Annotated in this window: 17 protein-coding genes; 16 read left to right on the forward strand and 1 reads right to left on the reverse strand. The window is 66.7% G+C overall.

Going from position 1 to position 14,510, the window contains the following annotated elements; genetic code table 11:
- Positions 1-222: 222 nt before the first annotated feature.
- From AC3A35_RS08520 to AC3A35_RS08585, 14 genes are all read left to right on the forward strand, one after another.
- Positions 223-738 (forward strand): DUF1697 domain-containing protein, encoded by a 516-nt coding sequence (locus AC3A35_RS08520; protein ID WP_487435609.1) that lies wholly within the window; start codon positions 223-225, stop codon positions 736-738.
- Positions 723-1,151, forward strand: a complete 429-nt coding sequence (locus AC3A35_RS08525; RefSeq protein ID WP_487435610.1) for a hypothetical protein — start codon at positions 723-725, stop codon at positions 1,149-1,151. The genes AC3A35_RS08520 and AC3A35_RS08525 overlap by 16 nt, the downstream gene beginning before the upstream one ends.
- A gap of 238 nt (positions 1,152-1,389) precedes the next feature.
- The gene (locus AC3A35_RS08530) at positions 1,390-2,571 is read left to right on the forward strand and encodes a WD40/YVTN/BNR-like repeat-containing protein (protein WP_487435611.1); all 1,182 of its coding nucleotides are present in this window, start codon (positions 1,390-1,392) and stop codon (positions 2,569-2,571) included.
- Positions 2,572-2,579: 8 nt separating this feature from the next.
- Positions 2,580-2,840 (forward strand): MoaD/ThiS family protein, encoded by a 261-nt coding sequence (locus tag AC3A35_RS08535; RefSeq protein ID WP_487435612.1) that lies wholly within the window; start codon positions 2,580-2,582, stop codon positions 2,838-2,840.
- Between the two features lie 103 nt (positions 2,841-2,943).
- Positions 2,944-3,279, forward strand: coding sequence for an SMR family transporter (locus AC3A35_RS08540; RefSeq protein WP_487435613.1), 336 nt, complete (start codon positions 2,944-2,946; stop codon positions 3,277-3,279).
- A 52-nt stretch (positions 3,280-3,331) separates the two neighbouring features.
- Entirely contained in the window at positions 3,332-3,946 is a 615-nt protein-coding gene (locus AC3A35_RS08545) for a LysE family translocator (RefSeq protein WP_487435614.1), read from the forward strand.
- A gap of 41 nt (positions 3,947-3,987) precedes the next feature.
- Entirely contained in the window at positions 3,988-4,434 is a 447-nt protein-coding gene (locus tag AC3A35_RS08550) for a VOC family protein (RefSeq protein ID WP_487435615.1), read from the forward strand.
- Positions 4,435-4,445: 11 nt separating this feature from the next.
- Positions 4,446-5,357, forward strand: coding sequence for an SDR family oxidoreductase (locus AC3A35_RS08555; RefSeq protein WP_487435616.1), 912 nt, complete (start codon positions 4,446-4,448; stop codon positions 5,355-5,357).
- Positions 5,358-5,556: 199 nt separating this feature from the next.
- Positions 5,557-5,850, forward strand: a complete 294-nt coding sequence (locus tag AC3A35_RS08560; protein ID WP_487435617.1) for a hypothetical protein — start codon at positions 5,557-5,559, stop codon at positions 5,848-5,850.
- Between the two features lie 57 nt (positions 5,851-5,907).
- Complete coding sequence (locus AC3A35_RS08565; RefSeq protein WP_487435618.1) at positions 5,908-6,246, forward strand: TfoX/Sxy family protein; 339 nt, start codon at positions 5,908-5,910, stop codon at positions 6,244-6,246.
- Between the two features lie 273 nt (positions 6,247-6,519).
- Entirely contained in the window at positions 6,520-7,761 is a 1,242-nt protein-coding gene (locus AC3A35_RS08570; RefSeq protein ID WP_487435619.1) for a GTP cyclohydrolase II, read from the forward strand.
- Positions 7,758-9,011, forward strand: a complete 1,254-nt coding sequence (locus AC3A35_RS08575) for a URC4/urg3 family protein (RefSeq protein WP_487435620.1) — start codon at positions 7,758-7,760, stop codon at positions 9,009-9,011. The genes AC3A35_RS08570 and AC3A35_RS08575 overlap by 4 nt, the downstream gene beginning before the upstream one ends.
- A gap of 28 nt (positions 9,012-9,039) precedes the next feature.
- Entirely contained in the window at positions 9,040-9,672 is a 633-nt protein-coding gene (gene upp, locus AC3A35_RS08580; RefSeq protein ID WP_487435621.1) for a uracil phosphoribosyltransferase, read from the forward strand.
- Positions 9,673-9,801: 129 nt separating this feature from the next.
- The gene (locus tag AC3A35_RS08585; RefSeq protein WP_487435622.1) at positions 9,802-10,320 is read left to right on the forward strand and encodes an O-acetyl-ADP-ribose deacetylase; all 519 of its coding nucleotides are present in this window, start codon (positions 9,802-9,804) and stop codon (positions 10,318-10,320) included.
- Here AC3A35_RS08585 and AC3A35_RS08590 read toward each other — a convergent pair.
- The gene (locus AC3A35_RS08590; RefSeq protein WP_487435623.1) at positions 10,287-11,246 is read right to left on the reverse strand and encodes a LysR family transcriptional regulator; all 960 of its coding nucleotides are present in this window, start codon (positions 11,244-11,246) and stop codon (positions 10,287-10,289) included. The genes AC3A35_RS08585 and AC3A35_RS08590 overlap by 34 nt on opposite strands.
- 103 nt (positions 11,247-11,349) lie before the next feature.
- On the opposite strand from AC3A35_RS08590, the gene AC3A35_RS08595 reads away from it, so the two are divergent.
- Positions 11,350-12,243 (forward strand): DMT family transporter, encoded by an 894-nt coding sequence (locus tag AC3A35_RS08595; protein WP_487435624.1) that lies wholly within the window; start codon positions 11,350-11,352, stop codon positions 12,241-12,243.
- A gap of 666 nt (positions 12,244-12,909) precedes the next feature.
- Complete coding sequence (locus tag AC3A35_RS08600) at positions 12,910-14,499, forward strand: phage tail sheath family protein (RefSeq protein WP_487435625.1); 1,590 nt, start codon at positions 12,910-12,912, stop codon at positions 14,497-14,499.
- Positions 14,500-14,510 lie beyond the last annotated feature (11 nt).

A 14,510-nucleotide genomic window follows, 5' to 3' on the forward strand; every position in this document is an offset into this window, starting at 1 on the left:
GGTTGCCGTACTTGGACGCCCCCGGATTGACGCTGGCATTGCCACGCAGTACCTTTCTCAGCGTGGGGCTGCCTGAACTGGCAGCGGGAGATGAACCGTTATTCATTGAGCCGCCGGATACGTGATCCGTATGTCCGGTGGTGTGGGAGGGAGGCGCCGTGAGACGGCTTCCTATCCCGATTAGGCAGAACCAAAGCCACCATTTCGCTCGCCCGAAACCTCATGCCCCGATACGTCGCCTTCCTTCGCGGGGTCAGCCCCATGAACGCCGAGATGCCAGCGCTCAAGCGTTGCTTCGAGGCGGAAGGCTTCTCCGACGTGCGAACGCTGCTGTCCAGCGGAAACGTCGTGTTCAATGCGCGCTCCTTGTCCCTGGGAACGCTGGAACGCCGCGCCGAGAAAGCAATGCAGTCCGGGCTTGGTCGCAGCTTTGACAGCATCGTCCGATCCACCGGGTACCTCCAGGAACTGATCGAATCGGACCCCTTCGCCGAGTTCAGCCTCCCACCAACGGCCAAACGAGTCATCACCTTCCTTCGCCACCCGGCTGAAACAAACGTCAAGTTCCCCGTCGAGCGAGACGGTGCGAGCATTCTCAAGCTCACCGGTTCCGAGGTTCTCGCTGCCTACGTGCCAGGCCCCAAGGGCCCCGTGTTCATGAGTCTGCTCGAGCGCACCTTTGGCACAAGCATCACGACCCGAACGCTGGACACGGTGCGCAAGTGCGCCAGGGCATAGATGAACTGTTCCCCACAATGATCCGTCGCCTACAGCTCATCGCGCTCGTCGTTGCCGTGGTGACCGCTGGATCTACGCTACTGGCCGCTGACAGCGCGCAACAGAAACATCCCGACATCCTGGCTGCCAGTGTTCGATCGAGTGGACCCGACACATTCGACTTCGATGTCACGGTTTCCTCGCCCTACGACACTCCCCAGCGTTATGCCGACGCCTTTCGCGTCATGGGAGGAGACGGCACCGTTTTCGGTGAGCGCATCCTGTTCCACGACCATGCAACCGAACAGCCGTTCACCCGCGACCTCTACGGTGTGAGGATTCCACGTGCCGTTCGGCTTGTCGTCGTACAGGCCCGCGATCAGCGCTTCGGCTACGGAGGCAAGACCATTGAGGTCCGATTGCCGGGTCGGTAGAAGCAACCTTCCGGCTCCTCGACGCGGCGCGTCTCGAGCGCTACCCGGCACGACCGCGGCAGGTCGCCCCCGAATGCGCCTCCCGGCTGTTCGATTGCCGGATCTCTACCTAAACTGGGGCATGGACGCGACGGAAATTTCGCGCCCACTGTCGATTTCGCGCGTCGTCGCGCGTCGGGTTAATACGCCTGTCTTCACGAGGGCGCGAACGAATCCACCCTGACGAGGAGACCCCGACATGACCATCACCACCCCGGCGCAGGCCGCGCCGCAGACCGATGCCCACCCGAACGACACCCGCGTGGTGATGCTCGTCGCCACGCGCAAGGGCGCGTGGCTGTTTCACGGCGACGCCGGGCGCGAGCGCTGGCGCACGGACGGGCCGCATTTTCTCGGCCACATCGTCAACCATCTGGTGCTCGACCCGCGCGACGGCCGCACGCTGCTGGCCGCGGTGAGCACCGGCCATCTCGGACCGACGATGTTTCGCTCGACCGATCTCGGACGCAGCTGGCAGGAGGCGAGCCGACCGCCCGCATTCGCGACGACGGAGGATGGCTCCGGCCGCGCGGTGCAACACACCTTCTGGCTCACGCCCTGCCATGCCGACGAGCCCGGCGTGTGGTATGCGGGCACCTCGCCGCAGGGGCTGTTCCGCTCCGAAGACGGCGGCGACACCTGGGCGCCCTGGTCGTGCGTCAATGACGACCCGGGCTACCGCCAATGGATGGGCACGGCACAGGACGGAACCCCCGACGGTCCCAAACTGCACTCCATCATCGTCGACCCGCGCGACCCCGCCCACCTGTATTTCGCGATGTCCGGCGGCGGGGTGCACGAATCGACCGACGGCGGGCGCACGTTCTCGCCGCTGCTCAAGGGGCTCGAGGTGGTAGAAGGCTTCGACGTCAAGGACCCGACCTTTCACGATCCGCACTGCGTGCGCATGTGCCCGACCAACCCCGATCGCCTGTATCAGCAGAACCACTGTGGCATCTATCGGCTCGACCGACCCGGTGACGAATGGGTGCGGATCGGCCGCAACATTCCGGCCGAGGTCGGCGACTCCGGCTTCCCGATGGTGCTCCATCCGCGCGACCCGAACACGGCGTGGGTGTTTCCGATGGACGGGCGCGACGTGTGGCCGCGCACCAGCCCCGACGGCCGCCCCGCCGCCTGGGTGACGCGCGACGGCGGCGAGCGCTGGCAGCGCCTCGATGCAGGACTCCCGGCCGAACAGGCGTGGTGGACGGTCAAGCGCCAGGCGATGTGCGCCGACACCCTCGATCCCGTGGGCCTCGCCTTCGGCACCACCAGCGGCGAACTGTGGGCAAGTGCGGACGAGGGCGGGCAATGGACCTGCATCGCGCGCCACCTGCCCGAAATCTACGCCGTGGAGACCACGGTGTTGAGGCCGTGAGGGCGACGATGGAGATCCTGATCCCGACCCCCCTGCACTCCTACACCGCCGGGCAGGGGCGCGTCCATGCCGATGGGACGACGCTGCTCGAAGTCACCGCCGACCTCGAGCGCCAGTTCCCCGGCATCCGCTTTCGAATGATCGACGAACAGGGCCGGATGCGGGCCAACATGCGCATCTTCGTCAATGGCTCGGGGGTTTTCGATCTGTCGACGCCGCTGCGAGGCAGCGACAAGGTCGCCATCGTGCAGGCATTGAGCGGTGGCTGAGGCCAGGCTCGGCGCCCGGTCACCCCGGCGCCAAGCCGATAGCCGGCACCATAAACCGCTCTCGTAGCGGGCGTCGGCCGTATCGATATCGAGGATCACAGCAGTGCAACAGTGGATTTTTCTGTCGGTCGCGATCGTCAGCGAGGTCATCGCCACCTCGGCGCTGAAGGCTTCTGAAGGCTTTTCGCGCTTGTGGCCGTCGCTTGTCGTTGTCGTCGGCTACGCAATTGCCTTTTACTTTCTGTCGCTTACCCTCCGAACGGTGCCGGTCGGGGTGGCCTATGCGATCTGGTCGGGCGTGGGGGTGGCCCTGATCACCCTGATTGCATGGATATTCTTCGGGCAGGCGCTGGATATTCCGGCAATCATCGGTCTGCTGCTCATTGTTGCAGGCGTGATCGTTCTGAACGTATTCTCGAAATCCGTTTCCCATTCATGACCCGCGCGGCACGTTTCATCGGATTCGACCGCGCCCACCGGAGCCTCGCCACATGATCAGTATCGAGTTCCTCATCACCTCCCTGATTGTGGTGCTCATCCCGGGCACGGGAGTCGTCTATACGGTCTCGATCGGCCTCGTTCAAGGCCGCCGGGCGAGCCTGTTCGCCGCACTTGGCTGCACCGCCGGGATCATCCCCCATCTGCTGGCGACGGTTCTTGGCCTGGCCGCCGTGATGCATACCAGTGCCCTCGCCTTCCAGGCCCTCAAATTCGCCGGCGTTGCCTACCTGTTCTACGTCGCCTACGTCACCTGGCGTGACAAATCGGCCTTCGCCGTCGACGAAAAGCTGTCCGGAAGCACGGCGTCCGCGCTGGTCGTGAAGGCCTTCCTGCTCAATATCCTCAACCCGAAGCTGACGATCTTCTTTCTGGCCTTCCTGCCCCAGTTTGTGCGGCCGGACACGGCAGAACCGCTCATGCAGCTTCTGCTGCTGGGTGCCGTCTTCATGCTGATGACGTTTTTCGTGTTCGCCGTCTACGGCCTGCTCGCGCATGTCTTTCGCAAGACCGTCATCGAATCGCAACAGGTCCAATCGTGGCTTCGTCGCGGTTTCGCCGCGACCTTTGCCGGCCTTGGGGCAAACCTCGCGTTCACGGAAAAGTGACGTCGGCCCCATTCACCACTCGGAAATCGCAGGAGACGATCATGCGCACGATCGTGAATATCGACGTACCGCACCTCGCACCCGCCATCGAATTTTACCGCGCGGCGCTGGGTCTGGAGCTCAGCCGTATCCTCGATGACGACGTGGCCGAGCTCAAAGGGGCGTCTTCCGTGATCTACCTTCTGGTGAACGCCGCCGGGTCACAGCCGGCCCCTCACGTGGCCGAGACGCGCCGCTATTCGCGGCACTGGACTCCGGTGCATATCGACTTCGTCGTAGACGACGTTGCACAGGCTGCGAACCAGGCCATCCAGGCCGGGGCCAGGCAGGAAGGTGGGTGCATACAATGGCGAGGCTCGCGATGCATGAGCTTTTCGGACCCGTTCGGTCACGGTTTTTGCCTTATCGAGTTCGCGGCGGGAACATATGCTGACGTCGATACCACCTTCACGGAAGAAGGCGACGCCAATGGGGCAGCAGTTCAATGAACTGTCCAGAAATGAAGGCATCGCTGGCAGGCAAGGTTGCGTTGGTCGCCGGAGCGACCCGAGGCGCGGGGCGCGGAATCGCCGTGCAGTTGGGCGCGGCCGGCGCGACGGTCTACGTTACCGGGCGCACGACCCGCACCGAGCGCTCGGAGATGAACCGGCCGGAGACGATCGAAGAAACCGCGGCGCTCGTCGATGAGGCCGGTGGCCACGGCATCGCGGTCCGGACGGATCATCTCGTGCCTGACCAGGTCCGCGCCCTGGTCTCCCGCATCGAAAGCGAACAGGGCGGCCTGCACGTTCTGGTGAACGACATCTTTGGCGCCACCCGGATCGAGTGGAACAAATCGGTCTGGGAATCCGACCTCGATTACGGCCTGCACACCTTGCGACTGGCGGTAGACACCCATGCCATCACCAGCCACTTCGCGATCCCGCTGCTGATCCGCACGCCAGGCGGCCTGGTGATCGAAGTCAATGACGGCACCGCCGAGTACAACGACACCCACTACCGGAACTCCTTCTTCTACGACCTGGCCAAGGCGGCGGTGCTGCGGATGTCTTTCGCACTGGGGCACGAGCTGAAGGCGCACGGCGCAACCGCGGTGTCGCTCACCCCCGGCTGGCTGCGATCGGAGGCCATGCTCGAGGCCTTCGGCGTGACCGAATCGAACTGGCGCGACGCGATCGCGCGCGTGCCCGGCTTCGCCATTTCCGAGACGCCTGCCTTCGTCGGCCGCGCCGTGGTGGCGCTCGCCCAGGATCCCGAGGTGTCGCGCTGGAACGGGCAGTCACTGTCCAGCGGGCAGCTGGCGAGGGTCTATGGCTTTACCGATGTCGACGGCAGCCAACCCGACGCCTGGCGATACATGACCGAAGTTCAGGACACAGGCAAACCTGCCGACGTCAGCGACTATCGCTGACCGCTCACCGACGTTTACCGAGGAGACCGTCTTGTCAGCGCAGCACGTTCATTGCATTCCACCGACGGCGCCAGTGTCCGCCACCCGCTACGCCGCCACGACTCCGTCCGCTCGGGCGCACCGGACCGACCGCCCTCGCCCGCCGCAACCTGTCCCCGCTCGCGCGAGCAGAGCCGGCACCGGCGTACTTGCGCTCCTCGTGGCCTTCCTCGTCGCCGCCCAGACGACGCCTTCGGCCGCCGACGACGGGCGAGCGCGGGACGGCAGGCGCTGGGCGCAGGGCGACTGGAAGGAAGCGTTCTGGGATGGACCGTGCGAGGTGAAGATCGAGTCGAAACGCGGCGAATACAAGCGCGAACTCAAGTGCAAGGAGGGGCTCGGCGTGCAATGGCGGGGTGAGTGGAAGTCCGAGTTCCAGGACGGTCCCTGCCTGGTCAAGCAGGAGGCCAGGCATGATGAATTCAACGAAGAGGTGAAGTGCGAACGACGCTGAGACGCAACGGAATGCACTCCGCGTGCCGCGAGCGCCCCCGAACGGTCAGGAGAAACCATGGCATACGATGAAGCAGTCGCCGCAAGAGTGCGCACGCTCGTGCACTCGCGCACCGGCATCAGCGAACGGAAGATGTTCGGCGGCCTCGCCTTCATGGCGCACGGACACATGTTCATCGGTGTGCAGGGGAGTACGCTCATGGTGCGCGTGGGCCCGGACGCCTATGCGAACGCACTGACGAAGCCCTGCGTGCGGGAGATGGACTTCACCGGCCGGCCGATGAAGGGCTATGTGTATGTCGAACTAGGTGGCTTCGCCTCGGACGAGGCAATCGCTCACTGGGTGAACGCGAGCCACGCCTTTGCCGCCACGCTGCCGCCGAAGAAGTCCGGGTAGCGCCGACCCGGTCGTGCCGGGCGCACTCTCGGCCACGGAGTGTGCGCTGCCAGCGAACGCTTAACCACACCCGCAACCAGACTGTAAAAATATCCGGCACCCGGAGCGCACCGGTGCCGTGCGGGCAAGGCCTTTCAATGGCCCGTGGGCACGGTTGCGGTGCGATCTGGAGCCCAGAATGGGGCAAATGCCGCTCGTAGTCATGGCACGGAATTCGCTTCGAAAACATTGACCATCTGGTCGGGTTCCACCCCTTCGTCGCAGGAGCATGCCATGGCGTCCCACATCGTCTTGACTTCGCATCCCCGAAACGGCACCGCGCGGCATCAGCCGATCGACTGGGGAGCGCCCGACGCACGCGCACGCGGCCCGCTGATCGCGAGCCTGAGCCAGCCGGCGCAGCGCAACGTGATCGGCACCCATTCGGGGGCCTACTCGCTGTACCGGGCACTCGCGGTCGCCGCCGGGAATCTGCAGGCCTCGCACCGCCCCGATCTGTCGAATACCACCCCGGCCGCGATCCTCGGCCCCCACCCGCAGTGGAACGATCCGCACCGCATCGTCTCGCTCGACCCCTGGGGCCACCGCGTCACCGAGGATTTCGGCCACCTGATCGCTGCCGGGCTCGACATCCGGCCGACGATCGCGGTGACCCGGGCGCATATCAACATGCCAGAACTCGCTGCCGCGATCGCGGCCGGCCGACTCGTCCCCGACGGCGACCTGCTCACCGCGGGCGGCGACGTGAAGGTGACCAAGGCCGCCATCGATCCGGTGTGGTACCTGCCCGGCATCGCCGAGCGCTTCGGGATCCGCGAGAGCGATCTGCGCCGCACGCTGTTCGAGCAGACCGCGGGCATGTTCCCCGAGCTGATCACCCGGCCCGACCTCAAGGTCTTCCTGCCCCCGATCGGCGGCATGACGCTGTATTTCTTCGGCGACGTATCCAGGCTCGGCGACCCCGCCACCAAGGTGGCCTGCCGCGTCCATGACGAATGCAACGGCTCGGACGTATTCGGTTCCGACATCTGCACCTGCCGCCCCTACCTCGCCCACGGCATCGAGATCTGCATCGAGACCGCGCAGCAGGGAGGCGTGGGCCTGGTAGTCTACAACCGCAAGGAGGGCCGCGCGCTCGGCGAGGTGACCAAGTTCCTGGTGTACAACGCGCGCAAGCGGCAGAAGGGCGGCGACCGCGCCGAGACCTACTTCGCCCGCACCGAATGCGTGGCCGGCGTGCAGGACATGCGCTTCCAGGAGCTGATGCCCGACGTCTTCCATTGGCTCGGCATCACCCGCATCGACCGCTGGGCGTCGATGAGCGACATGAAGCATGGCGCGCTGGTGGCCGCGGGCATCGACGTGGTCGAGCGGGTGGCGATACCGGACGCGCTGATCCCGGCCGATGCGCGGGTGGAAATCGACGCCAAGATGGCCGCCGGCTACTTCTCGCCCGGCGGTGCTCCGGCCGCCATCGAACTGGAAATGGCGAAAGGACGAGGCCTGCACGAATGAACACCGCCGCCCTCTCCGCCCACGGCTGGCACACGCCGGTGGCGCCGGACCATCCGGCGGCGGCCCTGCTCAGCGCCACCGCGGTGCGCGCGCGCTGCGCGGCGGTGATGACCGAGGTGGAGCACGGGCGCTCGCCCTTCTTCAGCTGGAACGCGGAGGCGCTGCCGGCGACCGCGCGTTACGTGGCCGACACCGTGCGCCATGACTACCCGGACCTGGCCGTGCCCTACCACAGTCGCTGGCGCCACTTCGAGGCCGGCGGGTTCGACCGCTGGCGGGCCCTGAGTGTGCGGCTGGCAACGGCCGACGCGCTCGAGCGTGCGCGCGTGGCGGTGGATCTGGTGATCCCCAGCGTACTGCTCGATGCCGGCGCAGGCCCGCACTGGCGCTACCGCGAAACCTCGACCGGCCACACCCTCGCCCGCTCCGAAGGGCTTGCGGTGGCCAGCGTGGCCCTGTTTGCAGCGGGCGCGCTGTCGCACCACCCGGAGCGCCCGCTACGCAGCGACGCCTCGGCGCTGGCTGAACTCTCGGTCGCGCGCCTGGCCGAGGTCTTCCAGGTCGGGCCGGCCAATCCGCTGGTCGGACTCGAGGGACGGGTCGCGCTGCTGCGCAGGCTGGGCGAGGTCGCCGCGGCGACACCGGCGGTGTTCGGCACCCCGGCGCGACTGGGCAATCTGGTCGACTATCTCGTCGCCCACGCCGACCACGGCGCGATCGAGGCGGAATTCGTGCTCGCCACCCTGCTGCAGGCGCTGGGCCCGGTGTGGCCGGGGCGGATCACCTTGCACGGCGTTCCCCTGGGCGACTGCTGGGCCCACCCGGCGCTCGCCGACGGCCTGCTGCCGTTCCACAAACTCACCCAATGGCTGACCTACTCGCTGCTCGAACCCCTCGCGGCGGCCGGCCTGCAGGTGCGGGGGATCGACCGCCTCACCGGCCTGCCGGAATACCGCAATGGAGGCTTGCTGCTCGACCTCGGGGTGATCCGCCCGCGCGACCCGGAGTTCTGGACCACGCCGTGGCGGGTCGATTCACCGCCGATCGTGGAATGGCGCGCGCTCACCGTGATCGGACTGGACCGCCTGGCGGTCGCGGTGCGCGCCGAACTCGGTCTCGACGCCGCGAGCTTTCCGCTGCCCAAGGTGCTGCAGGGTGGCACCTGGGCGGCCGGCAGGCGGATCGCCGCCCAGTACCGCAGCGAAGGCACGCCGCCGATCGAAATCGTCAGCGACGGCACCGTGTTCTGACCCTTCAGGCCCCAGACGGAGACGCCCCATGCACCCGAACCTGATCGAGATCGATCATCCGTTGATGAAGCACAAGCTGACGATCCTGCGCAATGCGGAAACCACCACCGACAACTTCCGCCGCGTGGTGCGCGAGATTGCGGCGATGATGGCCTACGAGGTCACGCGCGACCTGCAGACCGAGCAGGTGCCGATCACCACCCCGGTGGCGCAGTGCGAAGCGCCGGTGATCGCGGGCAAGAAGCTGTGCCTGATCTCGATCATGCGCGCCGGCAACGGCATGCTGGACGGCATGATCGAACTGCTGCCCGGCGCGCGGATCGGGCACGTGGGCCTGTATCGGGATCCGCACACCCTGGAGCCGATCGAGTACTACTACAAGGTGCCCGAGGATATCGAGGAGCGCCACGTGATCGTCGTCGACCCGATGCTGGCCACCGGCAATTCGGCCAGCGCGGCGCTGTCGCGGCTCAAGGAGGACGGCGTGAGCAGCCTCAAGTTCGTGTGCCTGCTGGCCGCGCCCGAGGGCCTGAAAACGCTGGCCCGCAACCACCCGGACGTACCGGTGACCACCGGCGCGATCGACAGCCACCTCGACGAGCACGGCTACATCATCCCCGGCCTGGGCGATGCCGGCGATCGTCTGTTCGGTACCCGATAGCCGGGTCACGTCGATCCGGCAACCGCCGCGCACCCCTGCCAAGGAGCGCACCATGCGCCAGCTCCTCGTCCATGCCGATCACCCATTGTGGGAACTTGCTCCCGCGCCGCGCAAGGGCCTGTCCTGACCATGCCGGCCCGGCTCGCGGCGCTGCGCGCCGACATCACCACCCTCGCCGTCGATGCGATCGTCAATGCGGCAAACACCTCGCTGCTCGGTGGCGGTGGCGTCGATGGCGCGATACACCGTGCAGCCGGTGCCGATCTGCTGGCCGAATGCCGATTGCTCGGCGGCTGCCGGACGGGGGATGCCAAGCTGACCGGCGGCTACCGCCTGCCGGCGAAATACGTGATTCATACCGTGGGCCCGGTGTGGCACGGCGGCCATCACGGCGAGCCCGAGCTGCTCGCGTCGTGCTACCGGCGCTCGATCGAACTGGCGGTACGGCACGACCTCCGCTCGCTGGCCTTTCCGTGCATCGGCACCGGCGTCTACGGCTATCCGGCCGACCTCGCGGCGGCCCTCGCGGTGCGCACCGTGGAAGATGCGCTCGTCACCGCAAGCACCATCGAACAGGTGTTGTTCTGCTGCTTCTCGGCCGCCGATCTGGCGCGCTACGACGCCCTGCTCGCAGCGCGGCCCGACTGATCGCGCGGGTGGGCGCCAGTGCCGAGCCGCTCCACCAGATAGTCGATGAATACGCGCAGCTTCGGCGCCGGAAAGCGCCCCGCCGGATACAGTAGCCAGGCGGTACCGGCGTAGCGGGTGAGGTGTTCCCATTCCGGCAGCAGTACGACCAAACGGCCCTCCTCGAGCGCGCTCCGGGCGGTGAAGTCGGGCAGGCTGGCGATGCCGAGGTCGTTCAGCGCACCTTCCAGGCGCACCTCGCTGTGGTTGGCGATATAGCGTCCGCGTACCGCCACCCCGGCTTCCTCGCTTCCGCGCCGGAAGCGCCAGTGGCGGTCGCGCTCGTCCTCGCCAAGATAGAGACAGCTGTGCCCGGCGAGTTCGCGCGGATGTACCGGCGTGCCCTGTCGCGCCAGATAGGCCGGACTGGCACAGACCAGGTGGCGTACCACCATCAGCGGCCGGCCGGCCAGCCCGGGCGGAGGCTCGTCGGTGATGCGGACGGCAAGGTCGAGCGTCTCCTCGAACAGGTCGAGCTTGCGATCGTTGATCACCAGTTGCACGTCGACATCCGGGTAGCGCCGCAGAAAGCCGGCCATCAGCGGGTGAATCACGATCCGGCCGAAGGCCTTGGGCATGCTGACCCGCAGCAGGCCGCGCGGGGTCTCGGCGTAGCTGTCGCCCAACGCCCGCACGCTGCGGGCGGCGTTGACCAGATCTTGACAGCGCGCCTGTACGGCGGCGCCAACCTCGGTAAGGCGCAGCTTGCGCGTGCTGCGTTCGAGCAGACGGACCTGCAGCACGGCCTCCAGGCGGGCAACCTGGCGGCTCACCGCCGACGGGGTGATGCCGAGTTCGCGCGCCACGGCGGAGAAGCTGCCTGCCTCGGCTACGCGGGCAAAGATCGCCATGTCGGCAAGGGCATCGAGCCGCTGATTTGTTCTCATGGCGCACAAGTGATGATCCAGTTGCCCGGATTATCGCCGAAGAAGCCAAGCCGGATAATCCTTTCATCGCCGCTCGACCGGCCTTCCCCGAAAGTGAAGCCTCATGTCCCCCACCGCCCTGCCCCGCCCCGCGCCCCTGCGCGGTTTGCCGGAACTCCTGTTGCTGATGGTGGCCATGGTGTGGGGCACCAGTTACGGCGTGGCCAAGGAGGCGCTGGCGTTCTACCCGGTACTGGGTTTTCTCGCGGTGCGCTTCGTGCTGACCGCCGGCCTGCTCGCCCCCGCCTACATTGCTGCCGGCGCAACGGCGCGGCGCGAGGCCTTGCGCCTCGGGCTGCCGATCGGCGGCATGCTGCTGGCGATCTTCCTGTGCGAAACCTACGGCGTGGCGCGCACCCGGGCCGCCAATGCCGCCTTTCTGATCAGCCTGTGCGTGGTGCTGACGCCCTTTGCCGAGTGGTGGCTGCTGGGGCGCCGGCCCGCGCGCAGCGCGCTGGTCTGCGTCGGGACGTCGCTGGCCGGCGCCGGCCTGCTCGCGGGCGGGGTGGGCATCGAGACCGGAGCTGGCGACCTGCTCATCGTCGCTGCGGCCGTGCTGCGCGCGCTGATCGTCTGCGTGATCAGCCGGTGGACGCGGAACTGCACCGTACCCACGCTGGCACTGACCGCGGTGCAGTCGGCGGTGGTCGGTGGCGGCTGCCTGCTGCTGATCGCGGCCGGAGCCGGCACGCTACCGCCGCTGCCATCGGCCCCCGCCTTCTGGTACGCCACCGTGTATCTGGTGCTCGGATGCACGATGTTCGCCTTCATCGCCCACAACTGGGCGCTACGCAACACCTCGCCCACCCGCGTCGCCTTGCTGACCGGCAGCGAACCGGTGTTCGGCGCCCTGTTCGCAGTGGCCTGGCTTGGCGAACAACTGCCTGCGTCGGCCTGGGCGGGAGGAATCCTGATCGTGGGGGCTGCACTGTGGGCGGCGGGGCGGGATCGACCCTGAGTCGGCGGATACCGACGACTGTATGTTCTTTGTGCGCAAACGTACAGAACACTGCGCACCGGGAAGGGTAGATTGACCTCGTGGATCGCATCCCGATGCGATTCGGCCGCTCGATCAACAAGGAGGTGAATTCCATGAACAGCATCGTGTACATCGTCGGCGCAGTAGTTATCGTCTTGGTTGTCCTGTCGTTTCTCGGACTTGGCTAGAACCCCGACCTCACGCTCAACCGTCCGCTGCCTGCAGTTTCCCCGTACGGGGAGACCCGGCTTGCCACCGCCTTGACGCGCCATCGCGCGGCGGTGATCGGCAAGCCATCCTCCTTTGCGCACCCGCCTTGCCCCCGGAAGATTCGGGTGCACCGTCCTTTTGCGGTTTGATTTCCAGCGCCATTGCTTCTAGAGTCAAACGACACCGAGCTACACGCATCGCATTTTCCTGCATTGCACAACGGCGCCGGACGCTGCGATGACTCGGGGTCGCCGCATGAGCATCCCCAACGACCGACCTTCGCTGCTCATGGTGTGATCCGTTTCTTGGACGTCGTGAGACTGTCATACGAATCGCTCACAGCCTCGTGTTTACCGACCCGATCGGGGAACAGACCGGCGTACGCGGTCCACTGCGGCACGGCGCCGGGCATCTCCGCAATGAGGAGTCACGACCATGCCGTCTGCCTTGGCCCATCCCGGCGTATACATCGAAGAAGTCCCCAGCGGTGTCCGCACCATCACCGGCGTTGCCACGTCGATTACCGCCTTTGTCGGGCGCGCCCTGCGCGGACCGGTGAACACCCCGGTGCGGGTTCAGAGCTTTGCGGAGTATTCGCGCCTGTTCGGTGGGCTGTGGCAGCCCAGTACGATGGGATACGCAGTCAACCAGTTCTTTCAGCATGGCGGCAGCGACGGGCTGATCGTGCGCGTGTTCAACGGCGCGATCGCCACCAGCACCGCGACCATCACGCTCCCGACCGCCACCGGCGCCCTGGTGCTCGAAGCGACCAGCCCCGGCACCTGGGGCAGCGCACTGCGTGCGACCGTGGATCACCTCACCCGCGACAGCACCGACACCCTGCTGTTCAACCTGCTGGTCGAGGAGCTCGATCGGCCGGGCGGCAGCACGGTGGTCGCCGCCGAACAGTTCCGCAATGTATCGGTGGACCCGCTGAGCCCGCGCTTCGTGAATACCGTGGTCAACGAGCAGGCCGTGCTGGTCAATGTCAGCACGGCGGCTCCGGTGGACGAGAGCCCGACCGATGGCACCGTCGCGGTCGCCAATCCGGACGGCACCGCAAGCGCCGGTGGAACGCTCGGCAGCAACGGCAGTGACATCGTCGACGCCCAGATCACCGGCGACCAGGACGACCGCACCGGTATCTTCGCGCTCGAGTCGGCTGACCTGTTCAACCTGCTGTGCATTCCGCCACTGACCCACACCTCCGACCTGCTCCCGGCAAGTTGGGCGACGGCGGCAAGTTATTGTCAGGACCGGCGCGCGATGCTGATCATCGACTCGCCCGCCGCGTGGACCGCGAACGCAAGCACCGCCATCAGTACCGCAGAGACCGGGGTCAATGCCTTGCGCGGCACCATCGGCAACGACGATGCGATCAATGCCATGGTGTATTTCCCGCGCTTGCGCATGCCCGACCCGCTGAGCGAGAACCGCATCGCCGACTTTGCGCCGTGCGGGGCGGTGGCCGGCATCATCGCCCGCACCGACGTACAACGCGGCGCGTGGAAGGCACCGGCCGGGCTGGCCGCCTCGTTCTCGGGCGTGCAGGGTTTCACCTACACCATGACCGACCGCCAGAACGGCGTGCTCAATCCGGTCGGGCTGAACTGCCTGCGCACCTTCCCGGTGGCCGGGCATCTGGTGTGGGGCGCGCGCACCCTGGCGGGGGCCGACCTGCTCGCGTCGGAATGGAAATACGTGCCGGTGCGCCGGCTGGCCCTGTTCCTCGAGGAGAGCCTGTTCCGCGGCACCCAGTGGGTGGTGTTCGAACCCAACGACGAGCCGCTGTGGGCACAGATCCGGCTCAATATCGGCGCCTTCATGCAGACCCTGTTCCGTCAGGGGGCGTTCCAGGGCAGCAGCCCGCGCGACGCCTACTTCGTCAAATGCGACCGTGAAACCACCACCCAGAACGACATCGACCGCGGCGTGGTGAACATCCTGGTCGGCTTTGCACCGCTCAAGCCGGCCGAGTTCGTGGTGATCAAAATCCAGCAGATGGCCGGTCAGGTCGAAGTCTAAGGAGAGACTGC

This window comes from Azoarcus sp. Soil_N_20, assembly GCF_057656155.1.

Bases quoted from the DNA above. Each gene is read 5' to 3' on its own strand.
- AC3A35_RS08520 (WP_487435609.1), top strand. From the start codon at position 223: ATGCCCCGATACGTCGCCTTCCTTCGCGGGGTCAGCCCCATGAACGCC.
- AC3A35_RS08530 (WP_487435611.1), top strand. From the start codon at position 1,390: ATGACCATCACCACCCCGGCGCAGGCCGCGCCGCAGACCGATGCCCAC.
- AC3A35_RS08535 (WP_487435612.1), top strand. From the start codon at position 2,580: ATGGAGATCCTGATCCCGACCCCCCTGCACTCCTACACCGCCGGGCAG.
- AC3A35_RS08545 (WP_487435614.1), top strand. From the start codon at position 3,332: ATGATCAGTATCGAGTTCCTCATCACCTCCCTGATTGTGGTGCTCATC.
- AC3A35_RS08550 (WP_487435615.1), top strand. From the start codon at position 3,988: ATGCGCACGATCGTGAATATCGACGTACCGCACCTCGCACCCGCCATC.
- AC3A35_RS08555 (WP_487435616.1), top strand. From the start codon at position 4,446: ATGAAGGCATCGCTGGCAGGCAAGGTTGCGTTGGTCGCCGGAGCGACC.
- AC3A35_RS08565 (WP_487435618.1), top strand. From the start codon at position 5,908: ATGGCATACGATGAAGCAGTCGCCGCAAGAGTGCGCACGCTCGTGCAC.
- AC3A35_RS08570 (WP_487435619.1), top strand. From the start codon at position 6,520: ATGGCGTCCCACATCGTCTTGACTTCGCATCCCCGAAACGGCACCGCG.
- AC3A35_RS08575 (WP_487435620.1), top strand. From the start codon at position 7,758: ATGAACACCGCCGCCCTCTCCGCCCACGGCTGGCACACGCCGGTGGCG.
- upp (WP_487435621.1), top strand. From the start codon at position 9,040: ATGCACCCGAACCTGATCGAGATCGATCATCCGTTGATGAAGCACAAG.
- AC3A35_RS08585 (WP_487435622.1), top strand. From the start codon at position 9,802: ATGCCGGCCCGGCTCGCGGCGCTGCGCGCCGACATCACCACCCTCGCC.
- AC3A35_RS08590 (WP_487435623.1), bottom strand. From the start codon at position 11,246: ATGAGAACAAATCAGCGGCTCGATGCCCTTGCCGACATGGCGATCTTT.
- AC3A35_RS08595 (WP_487435624.1), top strand. From the start codon at position 11,350: ATGTCCCCCACCGCCCTGCCCCGCCCCGCGCCCCTGCGCGGTTTGCCG.
- AC3A35_RS08600 (WP_487435625.1), top strand. From the start codon at position 12,910: ATGCCGTCTGCCTTGGCCCATCCCGGCGTATACATCGAAGAAGTCCCC.